The organism is Helicobacter pylori, assembly GCF_030323545.1.
Classification (GTDB): Bacteria; Campylobacterota; Campylobacteria; order Campylobacterales; family Helicobacteraceae; genus Helicobacter; species Helicobacter pylori_CO.
In genome coordinates, this window is record NZ_CP122954.1 from 75,096 (window position 1) to 95,893 (window position 20,798).

Consider the following 20,798-nt stretch of genomic DNA (forward strand, 5'->3'; position numbering starts at 1 on the left):
TTGGCTTTTTGATTGTTGATTATAAAAGATGCTTTGAGCGTTTTTAGATTTAGCACCAAAGCCCCCTAAAAGGACTTTTTGAAATCAAAAAGAGGGTTTAGGGGTTTTGTCTGTTATTATAGGGAGTTCTGGATAGAGTATTTTAGGTTTTTTACCCTTTAAAGCTCCAAAGAAAGTTTCAATTTTTTTCGCTTCTTCATCGCTGATTTCAATGCCCAACTGGATAGAGCCCATTTCTTTGATCGCATCCTTGACATCCCAAAATTGCCCGTTATGGAAATAAGGCATCGTTTCAGTGATATTCCTTAAAGTAGGCACTTTCACAAGCCCGTTTTTATCGCCTTTGAAATCGCCCACATTAGCGAATTTATAAGGTTTGACCACCCCAAAAGGCTGCATCGTTCCCCCAAGATTAATGCCGTTATGGCAAGCCACACAGCCTTTAGAAATGAATAAATCCAGCCCTTCTTTTTCGGCTTTACTGAGCGCTTTAGGATTGCCTCTTAAAAAATCATCATAACGGCTTGGGGTGATGAGCGTGGCTTCAAACATAGCGATACTATCGGCGATCAATTTAAAATCAATTTTGACTTTAGAGCCGTAAGCTTTTCTAAAGAGTTTGACATAGCCTGGCATGGAATTGATTTTTTCTACCACCACCTTTGGATCAGCCCCCATTTCAAAAGAAGACTGGATCGGCCCTTGCGCCTGTTCATTTAAATGCGTAACCCTACCATCCCAAAACTGCACATCGTTAAACACAGAGTTATACACCGTTGGGGAGCTTAAAAGGTGGGGGTTTTTCTTCCATTGAGAGCCTACTGCGCTTGGAACTAAATCCACCCCGCCTAAGCCCAAATTATGGCATGTGTTGCAAGACACGAGATAGGAAGTGGAAATCCTAGGGTCAAAATAGAGCATTTTGCCTAATTCCACTTGAGCGGAGGTCATGATCTCGCTGTTTTTGGTGCCAATACCCACATCTCTGGTTTTTTTGATTTGGTATTCTTTGAGCGCTTTGCCCATAGGCATGGGTTCTAACTGGCTTTCCCTCGCTTTTTTAATCAATTCTAAATCGTTCAAGGCATGAGCGCAAGAAAAAGCCAAGCAAACGCCCCATAAAATGGATTTTTTCATGATGAATTCCTAAAATAGCATTAAAAATAATAAAAACTTTCTTATTATAACCACCATTTTAAAATAATTTACCACTAAATGAACCGATAAAGAGTTTTTTAAAGAGCGATAGGTATAATGGCGTTAAATCCAAATAGGGGTTATACAATGAAAGAGAATAAAGCCTTCACGCATTTGCACTTGCACACGGAATATTCGCTTTTAGACGGGGCGAACAAGATTAAAATTTTGGCCAAACGCGTTAAAGAATTGGGCATGAAAAGCGTGAGCGTAACCGACCATGGGAACATGTTTGGAGCGATTGATTTTTATACGAGCATGAAAAAAGAAGGCATTAAGCCTATCATCGGCATGGAGGCGTATATCCATAATGACGACAACCTTTCTAGCAAAGAAACCAAGCAACGCTTCCATTTGTGCCTGTTCGCTAAAAACCAAGAGGGCTATGAAAATTTGATGTTCTTAAGCTCTATGGCGTATTTAGAAGGGTTTTATTATTTCCCGCGCATCAATAAAAAGCTTTTAAGAGAGTATTCTAAAGGCATTATCGCTTCTAGCGCGTGCTTGCAAGGGGAAGTCAATTACCATTTGAATACTCATAATGAGAGAAACCGCAAGTATGGGGCTAAAGGCTATGATGAAGCCAAAAAAATCGCTTGCGAATACCAGGAGATTTTTGAAGACGACTTTTATTTAGAAATCATGCGCCATGGCATTTTAGATCAGCGATTCATTGATGAGCAAGTCATTAAAATGTCTTTAGAAACGGGGTTAAAAATCATTGCCACCAACGACACCCACTACACCATGCCTAATGACGCTAAAGCTCAAGAAGTAGCGATGTGCGTAGCGATGGGTAAAACCCTAAACGATAAGGGGCGCTTGAAACACTCCGTGCATGAGTTTTACATTAAGTCCCCTGAAGAAATGGCAAAGCTCTTTGCAGACATTCCAGAAGCTTTAGAAAACACCCAAGAAATCGCTGATAAATGCGTTTTGGAGATTGATTTAAAAGACGATAAAAAGAACCCCCCAACCCCCCCAAGCTTCAAATTCACTAAAGCTTACGCTCAAAATGAGGGACTGGATTTTGAAGATGACGCTTCTTATTTTGCCTATAAGGCCAGAGAGGGCTTGAAAGAGCGCTTAATTTTAGTGCCTAAAGAAAAGCATGATCAATACAAAGAACGCTTAGAAAAAGAAATTGAAGTCATTACGAACATGAAATTCCCGGGGTATATGCTGATTGTGTGGGATTTTATCCGTTACGCTAAAGAAATGGGCATTCCTGTAGGGCCTGGTAGGGGGAGCGCGGCTGGGAGTTTGGTGGCTTTTGCTTTAAAAATCACGGATATTGACCCTTTGAAATACGATTTGCTCTTTGAAAGGTTTTTAAACCCTGAAAGAGTCAGCATGCCTGATATTGATACGGATTTTTGCCAGCGCAGGCGTAAGGAAATCATAGAATACATGATTGAAAAATACGGCAAATACAATGTGGCTCAAGTCATCACCTTTAATAAGATGCTGGCTAAAGGCGTGATCAGAGATGTCGCAAGGGTTTTGGACATGCCTTATAAAGAAGCCGATGATTTTGCCAAACTCATACCCAACCGCTTAGGCATCACGCTTAAGGGCTATGAAAAAAATGGCGAGTTCATAGAGGGGGCGTGGGAATTAGAGCCTAAAATCAAGGAATTAGTAGAAAGCAATGAATTAGCCAAACAAGTGTGGGAGTATTCGCTCAATTTAGAGAATTTGAATCGCAACGCAGGCGTGCATGCGGCAGCTTTAGTGGTGGATAGCCAAAAAGAGTTGTGGCACAAAACCCCTTTGTTTGCCTCTGAAAAGACCGGCGGTATCGTTACGCAATATTCCATGAAGTATTTGGAGCCGGTGGATTTGATTAAGTTTGACTTCTTGGGGCTTAAAACCTTGACCGTGATTGATGATGCGCTTAAAATCATTAAAACGCAGCACAAAATTAGCGTGGATTTTTTATCGTTGGATATGGACGATCCGAAAGTGTATAAAACGATCCAAAGCGGGGATACGGTGGGGATATTCCAGATTGAATCCGGGATGTTTCAAGGGCTTAACAAGCGCTTAAGGCCTTCAAGCTTTGAAGACATTATTGCCATTATCGCGCTAGGGAGACCGGGGCCTATGGAATCAGGCATGGTAGATGATTTTGTGAATAGAAAGCATGGCGTTGAGCCTATCGCTTATGCGTTTAAAGAATTAGAGCCGATCTTAAAGCCCACTTACGGCACGATCGTCTATCAAGAGCAGGTGATGCAAATCGTGCAAACTATCGGTGGTTTTAGTTTGGGTGAAGCGGATCTCATCCGCCGTGCTATGGGGAAAAAAGACGCTCAAATCATGGCAGATAATAAGGCTAAGTTTGTAGAAGGCGCTAAAAATTTGGGGCATGACGGCCAAAAGTCGGCTAATTTGTGGGATTTGATCGTTAAATTTGCCGGCTATGGTTTCAACAAATCGCATTCGGCCGCTTATGCGATGATCACTTTCCAAACGGCGTATTTAAAGACTTATTACAAGCATGAGTTCATGGCAGCGATGCTCACTAGCGAATCCAATAAGATCGAATCCGTGGCGCGCTATATTGATGAGGTTAGGGCTTTAGAAATTGAAGTGATGCCCCCACACATCAATTCTTCTATGCAAGATTTCAGCGTGGCGGAGTTTAAAAATCAAAAGGGCGAGTTGGAAAAGAAAATCGTGTTTGGTTTAGGAGCGATTAAAGGGGTTGGGGGTGAGCCGATTAAAAACATCATTGAAGAAAGGGCCAAAGGGGATTATAAGAGTTTAGAAGATTTTATTTCACGGGTGGATTTTTCTAAACTCACTAAAAAATCTTTAGAGCCATTAGTGAAATCAGGGAGTTTGGATAATTTAGGCTACACCCGAAAAACCATGCTCGCTCATTTGGATTTGATCTGTGATGCTGGGCGCGCTAAAGATAAGGCTAATGAAATGATGCAAGGAGGCAACTCCCTTTTTGGAGCCATGGAAGGCGGGACAAAAGAGCAGGTTATTTTAGACATGATTGATTTGGGCGAACATGACGCTAAAACGCTTTTAGAATGCGAGTATGAGACTTTAGGAATTCATGTTTCAGGCAATCCCCTAGATGAGTTTAAAGAAGAAATTAAGGGCTTTAAAAATTTAGTCAAAAGCATTGATATTGAAGAGTTAGAAATCGGCTCGCAAGCTTATTTGCTGGGTAAAATCATGGAAGTTAAAAAGAAAATTGGCAAACGAAGCGGTAAGCCTTATGGCACAGCGGACATTTTGGACAGATACGGCAAGTTTGAGCTCATGCTGTTTGAAAAGCAATTGAATGCTTTAGAAGAGTTGGATATCAATAAGCCTCTAGTGTTTAAATGCAAGATTGAAGAGCAAGAAGAAGTGGCGCGATTAAGGCTTTTTGAAATCTTGGATTTAGAGAGTGCTAGAGAGGTTAAAATCCCTAAAGCCCGTTATAAAGACCCTGAAAAGCAAAAAGAAGAGGTGCGCGAAATCCCCCCCATTGAAATACTCGCTTCCAGTTCTTGCTCTTTAGCGATCGTGTTAGAAAACGATGTGAAAAAAGAGTTTTTAAGACAAATCAAAGAGAGTGCTTTAAAACACCAAGGCAAACACCCCTTGTATTTGATCATTAAAGATAAGGATAAGCAATTCAAAATCCAAAGCGATTTAATGGTAAATGAAAAGATTAAGGACGATTTTAAAGGGTTAGAGTGGAGGGATTTAGCTTGAGGATCAACCAGTTTTTAGCCCATTACACCAAGCACTCAAGAAGAGAGGCTGAAAAATTGGTTTTAGAAGGGCGGGTGAAAATCAATCATGAGCATGCCAAACTCGCTAGCGTGGTTAAAGAAAACGACAAGGTGTTTTTAGACAAACGACTCATCAAGCCCTTAAAAAACAAAAAATTCAGCGTGCTGGTCTATCACAAGCCAAAGGGCGAATTAGTGAGTAAAAACGATCCCTTAAAACGGCGCGTGATTTATGAAAGCTTGGAGAAAAAATACGCCCATTTTGCGCCGGTGGGGCGTTTGGATTTTGCGAGTGAAGGGGTGTTATTATTGAGCGATAGTAAGGCGGTGGTGAGCGTTTTAATGCATGCAAATTTAGAAAAAGAATATCTCATTAAAATTCAAGGCTTTGTTACAAGAGAGATGGAGAATGCGATGCAAGAGGGCTTGAAATTAGAAAACGCCACTAATGGAGCGCACCAAAAAACCCCCATTAAAAGCATGGAATTTGCCCCCTTTATTGGTTATGAAATCATCAAAAACCATGCCAAATACTCCAAACTTAGAGTCGTTATCAATGAGGGGAAAAACAGAGAATTGAGGCGTTTTTTTGCGTTTTTTAACGCTGGAGTGTTGGATTTAAGGCGTGTTCGTTATGGTTTTGTGAATTTGAATGCCTTGCCGGTGGGGAAAACGCGTTTTCTAAACCGCCAAGAATACAACGAGTTGCATGCGTTTATGGCTAATGCGGCTAATTTTAAAGGGGATTAGCTTATGAGTTATGCTATACTTTGGGGTTGGGGGGAAATAAAAAATAAGGATTATCATGTCAGAAATTATTAACGCGAAGAATTACGCAGAGAAAATCGCTCATCAAGCGGTAGTGGTTAATGTTGGGGCGAGTTGGTGCCCAGATTGCAGGAAGATTGAGCCGATTATGGAAAATTTAGCCAAAACTTACAAAGGCAAGGTGGAATTTTTTAAGGTTTCTTTTGATGAGAGTCAGGATTTAAGAGAGAGCTTAGGCATTCGCAAGATCCCCACTTTGATTTTTTACAAAAACGGGAAAGAAGTGGGTGAAAGGCTTGTAGAGCCTGGATCTTCAAAGCCGATTGAAGACGCGATTAAAACGCTTTTATAAAGGGCGTTAAAGAGCCTTGTTGTTAAAAAGAACCCATAGGAATCTTTTTTAGCCCCTTTTTTGATAAGGGGCTAACTTCAAATAGCTTTTATCTCTCTTTATCTCAAAAAATCGTTTTTTATCGTTTTTAAATGAGCATGTTTGTTAAAAAAGTTTCTTTAATTAAGCTAAAAATGAGCGAATTTGTGGCATTAATGCTCGCAGTGTAAAATTTGTAGGGCTAGAACTTGTAAAATGTGAAAAAAAAGACGCATAAAATGCTAAAATCCGCAAAAACACTGTGTGTTTATATTAGAAGTTTAAAATTAGGAACGGAAGTATCTGTTTTAAATTTTGAATAGGGAGTTTCTATCACTATGGTATTGAAAACAAAATTAAAAATTATAAGCTCGGTGATTTTGAGCGCTTTATTGTGGGTGGGTTGCTCAAGTGAAATGGCAACTTATCAAAATGTGAATGATGCCACTAAAAATACGACTGCAAGCATTAATAGCACGGATTTATTGCTAACCGCTAACGCGATGTTAGATTCCATGTTTAGCGACCCTAATTTTGAGCAACTCAAGGGCAGGCATTTGATTGAAGTCTCAGATGTGATTAACGACACCACGCAGCCCAATTTGGATATGAATCTTCTCACGACTGAAATCGCACGGCAGTTGCGGTTGCGATCTAATGGGAGGTTCAATATCACAAGGGCGAGTGGAGGGAGTGGCATTGCAGCCGATAGCAGAATGGTGAAACAGCGCGAAAAAGAACGAGAGAGCGAAGAGTATAATCAAGACACCACTGTAGAAAAAGGCACTTTAAAAGCCGCTGATTTATCTTTAAGTGGTAAAGTATCTAGTATCGCAGCCTCTATTAGTAGTTCTAGGCAGCGCTTAGACTATGACTTCACCCTAAGCCTTACCAATAGGAAAACGGGCGAAGAGGTATGGAGCGATGTTAAGCCTATTGTGAAAAACGCTAGCAATAAGCGTATGTTTTAAATTTATATTTGAAAGGATGAACGATGAAAAATCAAGTTAAAAAAATTTTAGGGATGAGTGTGATAGCAGCGATGGTAATCGTAGGTTGCAGCCATGCTCCAAAATCAGGTATCAGTAAAAGCAATAAGGCATACAAAGAAGCGACTAAAGGCGCTCCTGATTGGGTTGTAGGGGATTTAGAAAAAGTGGCGAAGTATGAAAAATATTCAGGGGTCTTTTTAGGAAGGGCTGAAGATTTGATCACTAATAATGATGTGGATTATTCTACTAACCAGGCTACAGCGAAGGCTAGGGCTAATTTAGCGGCGAATTTAAAATCCACTTTACAAAAAGATTTGGAAAATGAAAAGACTAGAACTGTAGACGCTTCTGGTAAAAGGTCCATAAGCGGCACTGATACTGAAAAAATCTCTCAATTAGTGGATAAGGAATTGATCGCTTCTAAAATGCTTGCCCGCTATGTCGGTAAAGATAGGGTTTTTGTTTTAGTGGGCTTGGATAAGCAAATTGTGGATAAAGTGCGCGAAGAGTTAGGCATGGTTAAAAAGTAGGGTTTTGATGAAACGCCTTACTATTGCGCTTGTTTTGGTGTTGGGGTTTGTGTGGGGGAAGTCCTTGCCTAAGTGGGCAAAAGATTGCTCAAAAGAAGTGCAGATTGAAAAGACCCAAACCAAAGACGAAAAAATTTTGGTGTGTGGGATGAGCGATATATTGCTTTCAGATATGGATTATAGCTTGTCCTCAGCCAGACAAAACGCCTTAGAGAAAGTGATGGAAGCTTTCAAGGGGGATAAAATAGAGATTAAGGCTAGTGAGCTAAAGGCCACTTTTATTGATACGGATAAAGTTTATGTGCTTCTAAAAATCACTAAGAAACACATCGCTTTAACGAATGAGTAAGGATTAATAATGAAAAAGATTATTCTTGCATGCCTTATGGCTTTTGTGGGTGCCAATTTAAGCGCAGAGCCTAAGTGGTATAGCAAGGCCTACAACAAAACAAACACCAAAAAAGGCTATCTTTATGGGAGTGGTTCAGCCACTTCTAAAGAAGCTTCTAAACAAAAAGCGTTAGCGGATTTAGTGGCGTCTATTAGCGTGGTGGTTAATTCCCAAATCCACATTCAAAAAAGTCGTGTGGATAATAAGTTAAAATCCAGTGATTCGCAAACGATTAACTTAAAGACCGATGACTTGGAATTGAATAATGTAGAAATTGTCAATCAAGAAGCGCAAAAAGGGATCTACTACACCAGAGTAAGGATTAATCAAAACTTGTTTTTGCAGGGTTTAAGGGATAAGTATAACGCTCTTTATGGGCAGTTTTCCACCTTAATGCCTAAGGTTTGTAAAGGGGTTTTTTTACAGCAATCTAAAAGCATGGGGGATTTATTGGCTAAAGCGATGCCTATAGAAAGGATTTTAAAAGCGTATTCTGTCCCGGTGAGTTCGTTAGAAAATTATGAAAAAATCTATTATCAAAACGCTTTCAAACCTAAAGTGCAAATCACTTTTGATAACAACAGCGATGCAGAGATTAAAGCCGCTCTCATAAGTGCTTATGCCAGAGTGCTAACCCCTAGCGATGAAGAAAAACTCTATCAAATCAAAAATGAAGTTTTCACAGACAGTGCTAATGGCACCACACGCATTAGAGTGGTTGTTAGCGCGAGCGATTGTCAAGGCACGCCTGTATTGAACAGAAGCCTTGAAGTGGATGAAAAGAATAAGAATTTTGCTATCACGCGCTTGCAATCTTTGCTTTATAAAGAACTGAAAGATTATGCCAATAAAGAAGGGCAGGGCAATACGGGGCTATAAGCAAGGTATTAATCTTGCTTTATGCTTATTCATTCAGTTTTGTAGTGTCATTATTTTGTTTGGTGTGGCGTTTGGCACCCATTAAAATAACCCTCTGAAAGTTTGTGGCTTTTGTTCTTGCCAAATTAAACTAAAACACCATTCAATACTCTTTATCCCACAAACTCCTCTAAAACCACACTCGCTAAAAACTAAAATCTTTTTAAGAGCCTACACAAGCGAGATTATTTGAAAAAACCAAATGGCTTTGGGCTTTCAAATCCCTCTAATCTAGGGTCTATTTTTTTGCCCCACAAACTAACAAACTTTTTTAAAAACTAACGCAATTTTAAACCAAACGACCGCTTAAAAAGGGGCGTTGAATACGAAAAGAGAAAAAAACATGAGACAAAATAACGAGACAGAAAAAAGCTTCAGTAAGCTTAAAGAAAACACGCAAGCGATGCGAGAACAAAAAGAGCGAACTCCCACACCCACACATAAAACAAGGTTAAAACCGCTCACAAGAGAGCCTAAAAAGAGCGTTTCAGAGCCAGAGTTAAAGAATATTTTAACCCTTAAAATATCCACCCGTAATTAAAAAACACTTTAAAATGGCTGCCCCCTTCATTCAGGGTGATAGAATTGGTGGTTGAGCCATCGCTAGAAACGACCCTAGATTTCAACTGGACTAAAGGAACGCTAATGCCTACAGAATATTTAGAATGCTTGTAGCGGTAATTCAACCCACCGGTCACATTTAAATTGCCGCTCCCTTTGTATTGGTTCAACAAATAATAGCTGTTGTATAAGCCCCTTAACCCCCCAAACACCCCAAGAGATGAAGTGAAAACTTTCTTGGTTAGATTGTTTTTAGGGTTCTTTTCATTGGTGTAATTGGTGATAAAATCAAACAACACATCCATTCCCACACCATAGCTTAATTGTTGGATTTTTTCGTTATTGGCTTGAGCGTAGTTGTATTTGATGATGCCATAAGAAGACAACCCTAGGTAATCATTAAAGTATTTTTGATAGCCCATTTTAAGATTAACGCCTAATAGGGGGGCTCCAAAGGGCCGTGAGGTTTTTGAAGCGCGATAGGTAGTGGCACTAGATTTAGTAGATGAAAGGCTTTGACTGATTGCGCTAAGCATAGTGGTCGCAAAATCTTGCGTGTTCAAACTAGCGTTTAAATAGTTGGTTTGGCTGCTCAAATTAGTGTAATCCACTGGTAGGGCGTTTTGATCAATGAGTTGCTGCCAAACTGCGCTGGTAACGCCTATAAGCCCAGCGGGGACTTGAGAGCAATCAGTATAGATGGAGTTAGGATAATTGCCCGCTGTATAGGGCTTGTCTTTAAAACGAGAACACACATCATAGGTAGAGCCATCGGTGTCTCGCACTTCGTGCCCGTTGTCAAACACTTGCACTTCTTGTCCATTCACTTGCTCTATTTTCCCGCCTTTACAGCGCTCTTCTGGCCCATTGTTTTCTTCACACATGCGCACCCTTTGATAAGTCATGTTCCCGTTATGCGTATAGCCTAAAGTATGCCCGTATTCATGGATAATGTCTCTTAATTGCATGATGGCGACTTTATTCAATTCTTTGCCAAAGAGTATTTCAGGGTCTAAGAAAGGAGACAATATCCCTAAAGCGCCAAAATTGGTGCCATCATCGCCTGGGCCATTCGGGCCGCCATATTGAGACCCTAGCCCTAAATCCCCTCCTCTTGGGGGTAAGAGATTCACATAAAGATTATTCGTAACTCTATAGCTATAGATAACATCTTGCGGCGTTAATATCACTGATCCTGTTTGCCCGTTTTCTATATTGTATTCATCTCCAGCATTTTTAGCGATCAATTTAGGATCCACAAGCCCATTGTTGTAAGGATTCACGCATGTAGAATAATCAGAATAACATGGCTTTGACAGGTTGTTGTCGCTAAACTGGAAGGGGGCGTTTTTAACGGCATCTTCCCAAGATTTAGAATCAAACACCGCCATCATATTCAGCATTAAATTGGTCAAATTTTTAGCGTCTTGAGAGGTGAAAGGCGGCACTTTAGCCGTGCAGTTTTCTTGGTTTTCGTATGGAGGGCATGGGGGTTTAGAACCAGTGCCGTTACCGCTAGAAAATTGGTTGTAATTGATATAAGTCATTTGAAGATTGGTTGTAACCTTACTGAGCTTATCAAACAGATTCTGCGTGCTGGCATCAGAAAATTTTGTGGTGGTGGTTTGGAGCTGTTGGAAGCCATCAGCGTTAAGTTGCGGATCGTTAAACAAGCTTGCGGGCAGAATGATTTGAGATTGTTTAGGGATAGTCTCTATCACGCCCAAACTGACTACATTGCCTTGATTGTCTGTGTAACTCAGCTCAATGTTGTTTAAATTATAAGGCAAGAAATTTTGTATCATAATCAAGCTGTTATTGCCATAGTCTGCTTCCTCAGCGCTTTCTTGGTTATAAGCGGTTACATACACAGGGGTTAAAGAATAAAAGGTTAAGTTGGTGATATTGTCCTCTGCAAACAACTCAGTCGCGTTCTTTAAAATGGTGCTTTGGGAGATGTAGTATTTCCCATAGGTGCTTTGAGGGGTAATGGGTTTGGGCTTTGGTTTGGGTTTAGGTTTAGGTTTTTCTTGGGTTGTGGCTATGGTTTGTTCTTGGGTTTGTGTGCCTTGCAATAGCCCGGTTTCAAACCCGGCTTCTATAAAAAAGCCGTCTTTTTGGTGCTTTTGGTAGGCTTCTAAAGCGGTGAATGAGCTGATTAGGGACAAACAAATCGTTTTGCTAGCGAGTTTTAACATAAAATCTCCTTAATGGTCTTTTTTAATATTTTTAATTTTTTACTCAAAAATAGTTTATAGTATGTATATATCTTAAACTAGCCTATTTTACCCCTTTTTGAAAAATGGCAGTATTGTTTTTTATAAATATGGATATTAAACGGCGCTAATGGGTAAAAAGTCTTAAAAAGCAGCGCTAAAAAGGGGTTTTAATCCATTCTTTAAGCGGTTTCATTTGCCTAAGCAAAATTCGCTGAACATGCTGTCTAACATTTGGCTGGTTTCATAAGGGCGGGTGAGCAAGTTCAAGTTTTCTATCGCACTTAAAAGATGATAAGAAAAAAGCTCTAAAGTTTCTAAATGGTTTTGAGCGTTTTGCAATTCAAAAATGGCGTTTTCTAGGGCGGTTTTTTGGGCTAGGGAAGTGAGTAAGAGCTTGTTTTGAGTGTCTAATTTGGGGAAAAAGGCGCTGATTTTTTGGCTCAAATCTTTCAAACAAGCCTTAGAATTTAGGGTGTTGGTTTCTAGTAAAGCATAAGGGATTTTAAGGTGGGATTTTAAAACTTCAAGCTCCAGTTTAGGGGCTAAATCGTTTTTATTCAAAACAACAATGCAAGGCTTTTTGGCGCGATTGAGGGTGTCAATAAGGTTAAAATCTTCTTTTTCTAGGGGTTTAGAAAGATCAAACACGCCTAAAATAATGTCGCAATTTTCTAAACTTTTAAGGCTTTTTTCAATCCCTAAGCGCTCTATTTTATCCGTGCTCTCTCTAATGCCAGCGGTGTCAATCAAGCGCACCTTATGCCCTTGTAGTTCAATGACTTCTTCTATGGTGTCTCTTGTTGTGCCTTTAATATCGCTCACTAAAGCCCTTTCTTCTAAAAGCATGGCGTTTAATAAAGAACTTTTGCCAGCATTGGGTTTGCCAACAATGCTTAAGGCATGCCCTTTGTTTTTTTGTTTTTGCGCATTAGAAAAATCCAATAAGTCTTTAAAAGAGGCGATTTGTTTTTCTAAATTTTGAGACACTTCCTTTAAAAAATCGCTAGGAATGTATTCTTCGCTATAGTCAATCAAAACTTCTGAGCTGGCCAAAAGCTTTAAAAGATCGTTCCTAGCCTCTTCAATAAAAATTTTTAACTCGCCCTTAAGCTGCCTGGCTAGAGCGTTTAAAACGCTCTCATCTTCACAAAGGATGAGCTGAACGCTCGCTTCAATCTCGCTCAAATCCATTTTATGGTTTAAAAAGGCTTTTTTGCTAAATTCCCCCGCTTGAGCAAGCCTAGCCCCCAAATTCAAGCAAGCTTGTAAGATATTTTGCGCTAAAAGGGGGCTTCCATGGCATTGGATTTCGCACACATCTTCGCCGGTGAAACTATAAGGGGCTTTGAAATAAATCACTAACGCTTTGTCTAATAAAACACCATCAGAAAAAATATCGCACACATAAGCGTATCTGGGGGTGAAGTCTTGTTTTTGGGTGAGTTGTTTAAGAATATTTAGAGCGTTATTACCGCTGATTTTAATAATGCTAATCGCTCCCTTGCCTAAAGGGGTAGCGATAGCGGCGATGGTGTCATTCATTATTAAAGTCGTTGATGACGATGTATTTTTCATCGTTTAAGTTGGTTTTGATAGAAACGTATTTATTAGGGAACGCTTTTCGTAATTTCTTTAAAGCGATATAGGTTAAAACGCCATCAGGGGCTTTCATCTGCCCCTTACCCACTTCATGCACGGTCATGATCGTGCTTTGGAGTTGCGTTTCCATAACCTTTTCTTGGTTTTGTAAAAAAGTGGAAATTTCTAAGCGGATACTATAGCCATAAGTAGGGTGGATCCAATTAAAGAGCAAGTAAGAAAGGGCTTTGTAACGATAGCCTTTCTCGCCAATTAAAAGAGCGGAGTCTTCGCCATCAATATCAATCAATAAAACCCCCGGCTCATAAAGGCTGACTTCCACTTTATTGATTTTATAGGGCAAATGGGAGAATAAGTCTTTCAATTCTTGCTTAATTTCATGGAGTTTGTCCCCACTATGAGATTCTTCTTTAGGGTTTTTTTTAGAGGGTTTAGGGGTGATTTTTTCTTCTTGCGGTGTTTTTGTTTCTAAATTTTGTTTTTTTTCTTCTATATTGTTTTGATGGATTTCTTTCGTGTTGGTTTCTTTAACGCTCTCTTCTTTAACCTCTTTAACGCTTTCTTTAACGCCCGCTAAGATAATGGCTTCTTTTTTACCAATGCTTAAAAACCCTTTAGAGGGCGTTTGAATGACTTCGTATTGCAAATTAATAATGGGGCAATTCAAGGCGATAGAAGCTTGAATGAGGGCTTCTTCTAAGGTTTTGGCTTTGATTTCAATAGGATTTTGCATCAACTTTCCTTTTTATTTGGCGCGTGCGCGCGTTTTTTATTCTCTAAAACTTTATTAATAATGAGTTGTTGCAACACCGAAAGGATGTTGTTTGTGGTCCAATACAAGACTAACCCTGCAGGGAAAGTGATTAAAAAGATTGTGAATAATAGGGGTAAGAGTTTAAAAATCTTTGCTTGCATGGGATCGGTCATGGTGTTTGGCGTAACGCTTTGGTGCCAATACATAGACGCTCCCATAAGAAGCGGCAAAATAAAATACGGATCCATGATGGATAAGTCATGAATCCATAAGATCCACTCTGAGCTTTTCAATTCCACAGCGTTATAAAGCACTCTATAAATCGCAAAAAACACCGGGATTTGTAAGATTAAGGGCAGACAACCCCCTAGCGGGTTGGCCCCATGCTTTTTGTAAAGCTGCATCATGTGGGCTTGCAATTTTTGGGGTTCGCACTTGTATTTTTCTTGGAGCTCTTTCATTTTAGGGGCTAATTCTTTGAGCTTTTGCATGCTCACCATGCCTTTATAGCTTAAAGGATAAAGGATGATACGCACGATAATTGTTAAAAAAATGATAGCCCAACCCCAATTGCCCACGAATTGATACAAATAATCCAGTAAAACAAACACGCCTTTAGCAAAGAAAGTGATTAAGCCATACTCTATCACATCCGTAAGCATGGGTGAAATCGCTTTCAAAGAGCGGTAATCTTTAGGGCCAATATAGCCATGCAAATTCGCTTCGTTTTTAAGGGAAATGAAGCCTAAGGGGTTTTTAGTGCCGATTTCTGAATCAATTAAGGCTTCAAAACCTTGAGAATCTTTAGTGAAAAGCAAGGTGGTGAAATACCTATCCACGCTGGATAAAAAGAGGGTGTTAGAAAAGCGTTTGATTTCTTTGGCGTTTTTATCTTCAATTTTTTCAATTTTTTTGTCGTTGTTTTCTAAAAGCACGCCTGAAAAGGTGTAGCTGTCCAAATCAGCCACCGGCCTGTAACCATTGGTGATCACATAGCTAGGGATAATGTTGTTGGGCGATTTGAAAGCGATTTGCAAATCATAATGCAAATCATCATAAAAAGTTAGGGTTTTAATGATGGTAAGAGCGCCTAAATCTTGGGTTAAAACAAGCTGTTCATTAGGCCCAAGAGTGGTTTTTGAAGCGCTATAAGGGGTGTTGAACGCTTTGTTGTTGAGCGTGGGGTCTAAAAAACGCACTTCTAAAGGCTTGAGTTTATCAGCTGCTAAAAGGGGGAGCTCTTTTAGGGGGGTTTGCGGGTTAGCTTTGGGGCTAAAAAGATGGCCCACATGCTCTAAAAAGCCCTTTTGTTTGGGGGTTAGATACTTTTTATCCTTGAGATAAACCTGTTTGATACGTCCTAAAAAGTCAATTTCAATTCTGGCATGCTCAAAAGAAATCGTGCTTAGCAAATTCTCTTGGGGGATTGTTTGAGTAGCGTTAAAAGCGTTGGGCGTGTTGGGACTTGTTATTGTGTGGTTGTTGGCTGTTTCTTGCTTTGTGGTTTGGGTTGTTGTTTTGTTTGGTTTTTGGAAAAAATAGCTATAAAGAGTGATAAACAAGAAAGACAGAGCGATCGCTAAAATCAAGCGAGTATTGGTGTTGTTGTTTTTATCCATTGTGATTAAACCTTAATGATGTAGTAAGTTGCGTGGCTTTTTGCGGGAACGAGCCAAAAAGCAATGGTTTTAAAATTGCGGTTAAAATCTTTATGAGATTGGAGCAAACTCGGGCGTTTCAAGCGAGTAGTGGGGTAAGCAATGCCTCCAGAGCAAAAAGGGTTGCATGAGAGTATCCTTATAGCGGTTTTACCCATAGCGCTCAAAGGGTTTTCAAAATAGAGTAGCCACAGAGCGTAGTTGGAGCAAGTGGGGTAAAACCGACAGCTTGAAAAGGTGAAAGCCGAAAAAAAGCGTTGGTAACCCCTAATTGATGCCGTAAAAATCGCGCTCAAAAAAGGCGTTTTATTGTTTCGCATAGGTATGAGTTATTCCTTTTTTCAAGTCTTTTAAGGCTTTGTTCATATAGTTTTTAATGGAAGTTAGCATTTCTAAAAAATGTTTTTCTAAAGCCCAAAAATCCAAATGGTAACAATCGCTTCTAGGCACAAACACCAAAGCAAGCCCTTGACAAAGAGCGGCATGCTTTAATGTAAGCGAACGCAAACGGCGTTTGATAAGGTTTCGTTTCACGGCATTGCCGACTTTTTTGGACACGCTTAAGCCTAATAAATAAAGCGTTTTTTTGTCTTTAAGCCTACAAGAGAGCGGATCTTTAAAGCTCTCTTTTCCTTTTGGTGGCTCTTTTGACAAATCCAAAACAAAGAGCGAAAAAAAAGGGTTATGCTTTTTGAAACCCTTTTGATAAACCCTATCAAACTCACTCTTGTTTTTTAAAGAGTCATAGGGTTTAGACGGAAAGCTTTTTTCTGCCCTTAGCTCGTCTGGCATTAATCACCTTGCGCCCGTTTTTGGTTTTCATCCTCACAAGAAAGCCATGGGTTCGCTTTCTTGGTGTGTTGTGTGGTTGGTAAGTGCGTTTCATTTAAAACTCCCTTATAAAAATTAAACATAAACACAGATTTTAGCTAAAGAATGCTAAAAATTGACTAAAACTAATTTTTTTGATTCTTTTTATCTTCAACAAGAATGTAAAGCTGCTTCAAATTGTTCGTTTGCAACAAATCCACGACTTTGATAAAGTTATCCAAATTGCTTTTCTTATCGCCCTGCAAGACAATAGGGGTGTCTTTAGCCAAAGTGGAAACCTTGTGTTTTAAATTTTCAAAGCTGATTTCTTTATCGTCTAAATAGAAAGAGCCTTTATTAGAAATGGAGATCGTAACTTGTTTTTTGTCCAACACATCTTTAGAATCAGTGCTGTCTTTATCCACTTGGGGAATGCTAATAGGGAGCTTTGAAGTTTGCACAAAGGACGCTGTTGTAAGCACGATCACCAACAACACAAGCATGATGTCAATGAAAGGCACCACATTCATGGATTCTACTTTTTTCACCGCTCAATCCTTAGGCTTTGTTATAAATCTCATGGGATTTCGTGTCAACCGGGTGGTGGAAAATATCCCATTTAGTGACTAAAATCTCGCTTTTTCTCACTAGCAAGTTATAAATCACAATCGCAGGGATCGCTACCAATAACCCCATGCCAGTCGCTTTTAAAGCAAGGGCTAAATTAGTCATGATCGCTTTAGTGTCAATGCCAGAAGCGGAGCCTAAATCCATAAAAGTGAGCATGATCCCCATAACCGTTCCTAAAAGACCGATATAAGGGGCGTTAGAGCCAATCGTGGCCACTAAAGTCAGTCGTTTGTGTAAGGCTAATTCCAATTTACGCCTGTCTGTGTAGTCATCTACACGAAGAGTGGCAAAAAACCACAACCTTTCTATTGCGATCGCTATAACGATAACAGAGAGAAAGATCAAAAACCCTATAATCCCATAATCTACCATTTCTTTCATTATTATCCTTTAAAGTGGTGTTTTAAATCAGCAAGAATTTCTTTATTGAGTGCTTTTTCTTTGAGACTTTGTCTTTTGTCGTGCAATCTTTTTCCTTTCACTAAAGCAATTTGGATTTTAGCTCTATTTCTTTGGTTAAAATACAATTTCAATCCTACGATACTCAAGCGTTCTTTAGACGCTTCAATCTGCCATTTCAATAATTGCTTTTTGTGTAAAAGCAACTTACGCTCTCGCCTTTCATTGGGCTTGTAATACGCATGGATTGTATCTAAATATGATATATGAACACCAAATAAAAAAGCTTCTCCTTTGATTATTTTAACAAAATTATCTTTTAAATTCACCCTAGTTTGCCTTAAAGCCTTCACTTCAGAGCCTAAAAGCGCTAATCCTGCTTCTAAAGTTTCCAAAATTTCATAGTCAAAATAGGCTTTTTTGTTGCTGGCAATGAGTTTCATTCGCCCCCTTTTAGCACAGGCTTTAGCCTAAAAAACGCGCTCCCGCTCCCGCTAAAAAACCACTCCTTGCCTAATTCGCTTTCTATACCTCTTAAGGCTTGGTTAGTGAGTAAAGCCGGTTTTAAAAGATCGTTTAATCCGTTTCTGTCGTAAGTTTTTAGGCATTCTAAACTCGGCTTTTTAAGCCATTCTTTAGCTTGAGAAAAACAAGTTTCATGTTTATAAGCTTGATAAACGGCTTTAGTGCTGCAAAAAACATGATTTGGCGCATAGATTTCTAGGCGATTTTCTAAAGGCTCTTCTTCAAAATTTTCAATGACTTCGCCATAAGAAGTAGCGTTAGCGCTTTTGTATTGCGAGATGAAAAAATTGGTGTCTGTGCCCACTAAAGATCCCATGCTATAAAGCTCTTCTAAACTCAAACGCCAGTCAAAAATGTGATTTAGATGATACAATAGCCCCCCAGCATCAGCGCTCCCACCGCCTAACCCGGCTTGAGTGGGGATGTTTTTTTCCACTTCAATCGCTAGGGTGTCTAGGGATTTGATGACAGAATGAGAGAAATTTTTTGATTTTAAAAAATTTTTTAAAATTTGAAGGGCTTTAAAGAGCGAGTTTTCTTCTAAAGGGCAGTCAAAATCCCCTTTGAGTGAAAAGGAAAGTGCGCTTTTGACGCTGATAATATCCTTTAGCTTATCTTTGACCAAACACATGCGAGAAATGAGCTTATGGTAAGCCCCTTCTTTGTGGAGGATTTTTAAAAAAATATTGACTTTAGGATAAACTTCAAAAGCATGCATCAAGGCTTAATGACCTTTTTGATGTTTTCTAACAAGCTTTCATCTACGGACGCAGAAGCTTTTTGGTTTTCGCTCACAATGGCTTCTTTGAGTTCAGCGCGCAAAATAAGGGTGCTTTCAGGTGCTTCAAACCCCAAACGCACACTCCCTCTATCTATGGAAATGACTCTAATGTGGATGTTATCATCAATGACAATCCCTTCATTAACTTTGCGGCTGAGTATGAGCATGTCTAATCTCTTGTTCCTTATAGAGAAGAGCTAAACACAACGCTCTCTATAATATCGCCTTGTTTGATTTTATCCAAGACATTAAGGCCTTCTGCGTTTTTGATTTTGCCAAACACGGTGTGCTCGCCATCTAAGTGGGGCAAATCCACAAAACACAAGAAAAATTGACTCCCTCCTGTGTCTCTCCCAGCATGCGCCATAGAAATAGAGCCTCTTTTGTGCTTGTTGGGGTTATGGGCCACTTCGCATTTAATGCGGTGTCCTGGCCCGCCTGTGCCTGTGCCATAAGGGCAGCCTCCTTGAGCCACAAAGCCTGCGATCACACGATGGAAGTTAAGCCCATTATAAAAACCCTCTTTAGCCAAAGTTACAAAGTTACTGACCGCTTGGGGCGCATCTTTATAAAAAAGCTCTAGAGCGATATTGCCTTTATTGGTTTTGATTGTGGCGTAAGCGGTTTTTGCAAGCTCTTCTTCTTTAATTTCATAAGTTTTAATTGGATCCATTACAAACCTTTGCGATAAGCTTTTATCATTCAAATGATCTAATTATAGCAACAAATTAAAACAAATGGTATTTTAGCCGATAGTGTTGTAGGATACTTTTGAAATTTAAGCGGTAAGTTTGATAATGGCGTTTTGGCATAAAAGATTAGCGGTTGGTTGTTGTATCGTTTTATTTTCATGCATGATGAACGCTAATAACATTCAAATCGTTAGAGACGATCCGCCCCTTGATCCAACGCTCCCTGCATGGGTTTATTCTGTTGCGTTATTGAAAGTGTATTTTAGCGACGGGACTTATAAAGAAGGCTATGCGACTTTGCTCAAAAACGGGCGTTATATCGCCTCTTCTGAAACGCTTTATTCTAACGGCTTATACCCTAAAACGATTTTAGCCAAAATGCAAGACAGCAGCGCTAAAGAGCTGATTTGTATAGCTAGCCTACGCCTTGAAGCGATGGATAGGAATCAAGGGCTTTCGCTTTTAAAAACCGCCGATTTTAGAGACGATTATTGCCATAAAAGAGAAGAGAGCTATTATCATGCAAGGATTTACACAAAATACGCTCAAACTTTTCATTCAAATCCTTACACAAATCAAAAAACACCCAATTCTGATCTCTACTACCCAGCGTTGAATGAGGGGAATTCTTTTTCTATACAAACAACGGATATTTCTGTGGCTGAACTTTTGAAATCTAAAAAGTTTCTTTCGCTTGATGCTTCTTTTAAAAAGGGGAGCGTGTTGTGGGGAGGGAGGCCTTATTTTAGCGAAGTGGGGGAGTTTATGGGAATGGCTAGCAGCACTTTAGAAAACCACGAAAGTTTGGTGATTATCCCTAAAGAAAAGATCGTGCAATTTTTAAGCGCTCTAAAAAAACAAAATATTTTCCCAAACATTCCCTAAATTTAAGCAAACCTTAAGCTTTCTATGACTATACTTTCATTTCCTTGTTTCAGCAAGGGCTTTTAAAAAGCCGCTTGATAACTTGCAAGGATAGCTGATTAAAGCAAACGATCTTTGAAAACTAAGCAAATTGATAGAAGTTCTTTTTAAAGGGATATTCTAAATGGTTTAAGGATGACTTTATTATAAAGAGTGAGGGTTTCAATCGCTTTCATTCTTTTATGAGAAATTCTTATCCAACGAGTGCTATTCAATAATCATTGATTGTATGATGATGATTGATGGTTAATTGGCATGAGAGTATTTACTAGGTTAGCGTTTGGCTAAACCTTTTAAAAAGTTTCTTTCTGTTTTGTTGTTGTAATACTTAAGAACA

Annotated in this window: 23 protein-coding genes; 9 read left to right on the forward strand and 14 right to left on the reverse strand. The window is 39.4% G+C overall.

Annotated features, from left to right (window positions below; translation table 11 throughout):
- Window positions 1-84 precede the first annotated feature (84 nt).
- The gene (locus QAP06_RS00345; RefSeq protein ID WP_286465767.1) at window positions 85-1,137 is read right to left on the reverse strand and encodes a cytochrome-c peroxidase; all 1,053 of its coding nucleotides are present in this window, start codon (window positions 1,135-1,137) and stop codon (window positions 85-87) included.
- 147 nt (window positions 1,138-1,284) lie between these two features.
- On the opposite strand from QAP06_RS00345, the gene dnaE reads away from it, so the two are divergent.
- The 8 genes from dnaE (at window position 1,285) to QAP06_RS00385 (ending at window position 9,450) form a co-directional block, all read left to right on the forward strand.
- Entirely contained in the window at window positions 1,285-4,920 is a 3,636-nt protein-coding gene (dnaE, locus tag QAP06_RS00350; protein WP_286465768.1) for a DNA polymerase III subunit alpha, read from the forward strand.
- Window positions 4,902-5,690, forward strand: coding sequence for a pseudouridine synthase (locus QAP06_RS00355; RefSeq protein WP_286465769.1), 789 nt, complete (start codon window positions 4,902-4,904; stop codon window positions 5,688-5,690). Before dnaE ends, QAP06_RS00355 begins: the two co-directional genes overlap by 19 nt.
- Before the next feature lie 55 nt (window positions 5,691-5,745).
- Window positions 5,746-6,060, forward strand: coding sequence for a thioredoxin family protein (locus QAP06_RS00360; protein WP_231172187.1), 315 nt, complete (start codon window positions 5,746-5,748; stop codon window positions 6,058-6,060).
- Window positions 6,061-6,416: 356 nt separating this feature from the next.
- Entirely contained in the window at window positions 6,417-7,049 is a 633-nt protein-coding gene (gene lpoB / locus QAP06_RS00365; RefSeq protein ID WP_000243398.1) for a penicillin-binding protein activator LpoB, read from the forward strand.
- Between the two features lie 23 nt (window positions 7,050-7,072).
- Window positions 7,073-7,600, forward strand: coding sequence for an LPP20 family lipoprotein (locus QAP06_RS00370; protein ID WP_000795968.1), 528 nt, complete (start codon window positions 7,073-7,075; stop codon window positions 7,598-7,600).
- 7 nt (window positions 7,601-7,607) lie between these two features.
- Window positions 7,608-7,949, forward strand: coding sequence for a hypothetical protein (locus tag QAP06_RS00375; protein ID WP_286465771.1), 342 nt, complete (start codon window positions 7,608-7,610; stop codon window positions 7,947-7,949).
- Between the two features lie 9 nt (window positions 7,950-7,958).
- Window positions 7,959-8,870 (forward strand): LPP20 family lipoprotein, encoded by a 912-nt coding sequence (locus QAP06_RS00380; RefSeq protein WP_286465772.1) that lies wholly within the window; start codon window positions 7,959-7,961, stop codon window positions 8,868-8,870.
- Window positions 8,871-9,252: 382 nt separating this feature from the next.
- Entirely contained in the window at window positions 9,253-9,450 is a 198-nt protein-coding gene (locus QAP06_RS00385; RefSeq protein WP_286465774.1) for a hypothetical protein, read from the forward strand.
- On the opposite strand, the gene QAP06_RS00390 is transcribed toward QAP06_RS00385, so the two are convergent.
- The 13 genes from QAP06_RS00390 to QAP06_RS00450 form a co-directional block, all read right to left on the reverse strand.
- Window positions 9,428-11,668 (reverse strand): outer membrane beta-barrel protein, encoded by a 2,241-nt coding sequence (locus QAP06_RS00390; RefSeq protein WP_286465775.1) that lies wholly within the window; start codon window positions 11,666-11,668, stop codon window positions 9,428-9,430. The genes QAP06_RS00385 and QAP06_RS00390 overlap by 23 nt on opposite strands.
- 210 nt (window positions 11,669-11,878) lie before the next feature.
- Window positions 11,879-13,231, reverse strand: a complete 1,353-nt coding sequence (gene mnmE, locus QAP06_RS00395; protein WP_286465776.1) for a tRNA uridine-5-carboxymethylaminomethyl(34) synthesis GTPase MnmE — start codon at window positions 13,229-13,231, stop codon at window positions 11,879-11,881.
- Window positions 13,224-14,021 (reverse strand): Jag N-terminal domain-containing protein, encoded by a 798-nt coding sequence (locus QAP06_RS00400; protein ID WP_286465777.1) that lies wholly within the window; start codon window positions 14,019-14,021, stop codon window positions 13,224-13,226. Before QAP06_RS00400 ends, mnmE begins: the two co-directional genes overlap by 8 nt.
- The gene (yidC, locus tag QAP06_RS00405) at window positions 14,021-15,661 is read right to left on the reverse strand and encodes a membrane protein insertase YidC (RefSeq protein WP_286465778.1); all 1,641 of its coding nucleotides are present in this window, start codon (window positions 15,659-15,661) and stop codon (window positions 14,021-14,023) included. Before yidC ends, QAP06_RS00400 begins: the two co-directional genes overlap by 1 nt.
- 5 nt (window positions 15,662-15,666) lie before the next feature.
- Window positions 15,667-16,020, reverse strand: coding sequence for a membrane protein insertion efficiency factor YidD (gene yidD, locus QAP06_RS00410; RefSeq protein WP_286465779.1), 354 nt, complete (start codon window positions 16,018-16,020; stop codon window positions 15,667-15,669).
- The gene (gene rnpA, locus QAP06_RS00415) at window positions 16,007-16,492 is read right to left on the reverse strand and encodes a ribonuclease P protein component (protein ID WP_001112470.1); all 486 of its coding nucleotides are present in this window, start codon (window positions 16,490-16,492) and stop codon (window positions 16,007-16,009) included. The genes yidD and rnpA overlap by 14 nt, the downstream gene beginning before the upstream one ends.
- A complete protein-coding gene (rpmH, locus tag QAP06_RS00420; RefSeq protein WP_001847286.1) occupies window positions 16,452-16,586 on the reverse strand; it encodes a 50S ribosomal protein L34 in 135 nt (44 codons plus the stop codon). The genes rnpA and rpmH overlap by 41 nt, the downstream gene beginning before the upstream one ends.
- 70 nt (window positions 16,587-16,656) lie before the next feature.
- Complete coding sequence (locus QAP06_RS00425; protein WP_000755086.1) at window positions 16,657-17,058, reverse strand: ExbD/TolR family protein; 402 nt, start codon at window positions 17,056-17,058, stop codon at window positions 16,657-16,659.
- Between the two features lie 10 nt (window positions 17,059-17,068).
- Entirely contained in the window at window positions 17,069-17,521 is a 453-nt protein-coding gene (gene exbB, locus QAP06_RS00430; protein ID WP_000661835.1) for a TonB-system energizer ExbB, read from the reverse strand.
- A 2-nt stretch (window positions 17,522-17,523) separates the two neighbouring features.
- On the reverse strand, window positions 17,524-17,982 hold the full coding sequence (gene smpB / locus QAP06_RS00435) for an SsrA-binding protein (RefSeq protein ID WP_000766480.1): 459 nt from the start codon (window positions 17,980-17,982) through the stop codon (window positions 17,524-17,526).
- Entirely contained in the window at window positions 17,979-18,782 is an 804-nt protein-coding gene (locus QAP06_RS00440; protein ID WP_286465780.1) for a 4-(cytidine 5'-diphospho)-2-C-methyl-D-erythritol kinase, read from the reverse strand. Before QAP06_RS00440 ends, smpB begins: the two co-directional genes overlap by 4 nt.
- Complete coding sequence (locus QAP06_RS00445) at window positions 18,782-19,012, reverse strand: carbon storage regulator (RefSeq protein ID WP_286465782.1); 231 nt, start codon at window positions 19,010-19,012, stop codon at window positions 18,782-18,784. The genes QAP06_RS00440 and QAP06_RS00445 overlap by 1 nt, the downstream gene beginning before the upstream one ends.
- Window positions 19,013-19,029: 17 nt before the next feature.
- Window positions 19,030-19,518 carry a peptidylprolyl isomerase gene (locus tag QAP06_RS00450; RefSeq protein ID WP_040157385.1) on the reverse strand — a complete coding sequence of 163 codons (489 nt, stop codon included), beginning with the start codon at window positions 19,516-19,518 and terminating at the stop codon, window positions 19,030-19,032.
- 124 nt (window positions 19,519-19,642) lie between these two features.
- Here QAP06_RS00450 and QAP06_RS00455 point away from each other — a divergent pair, with 124 nt between their 5' ends.
- Entirely contained in the window at window positions 19,643-20,422 is a 780-nt protein-coding gene (locus tag QAP06_RS00455; RefSeq protein ID WP_286465784.1) for a hypothetical protein, read from the forward strand.
- Window positions 20,423-20,798: the final 376 nt, after the last annotated feature.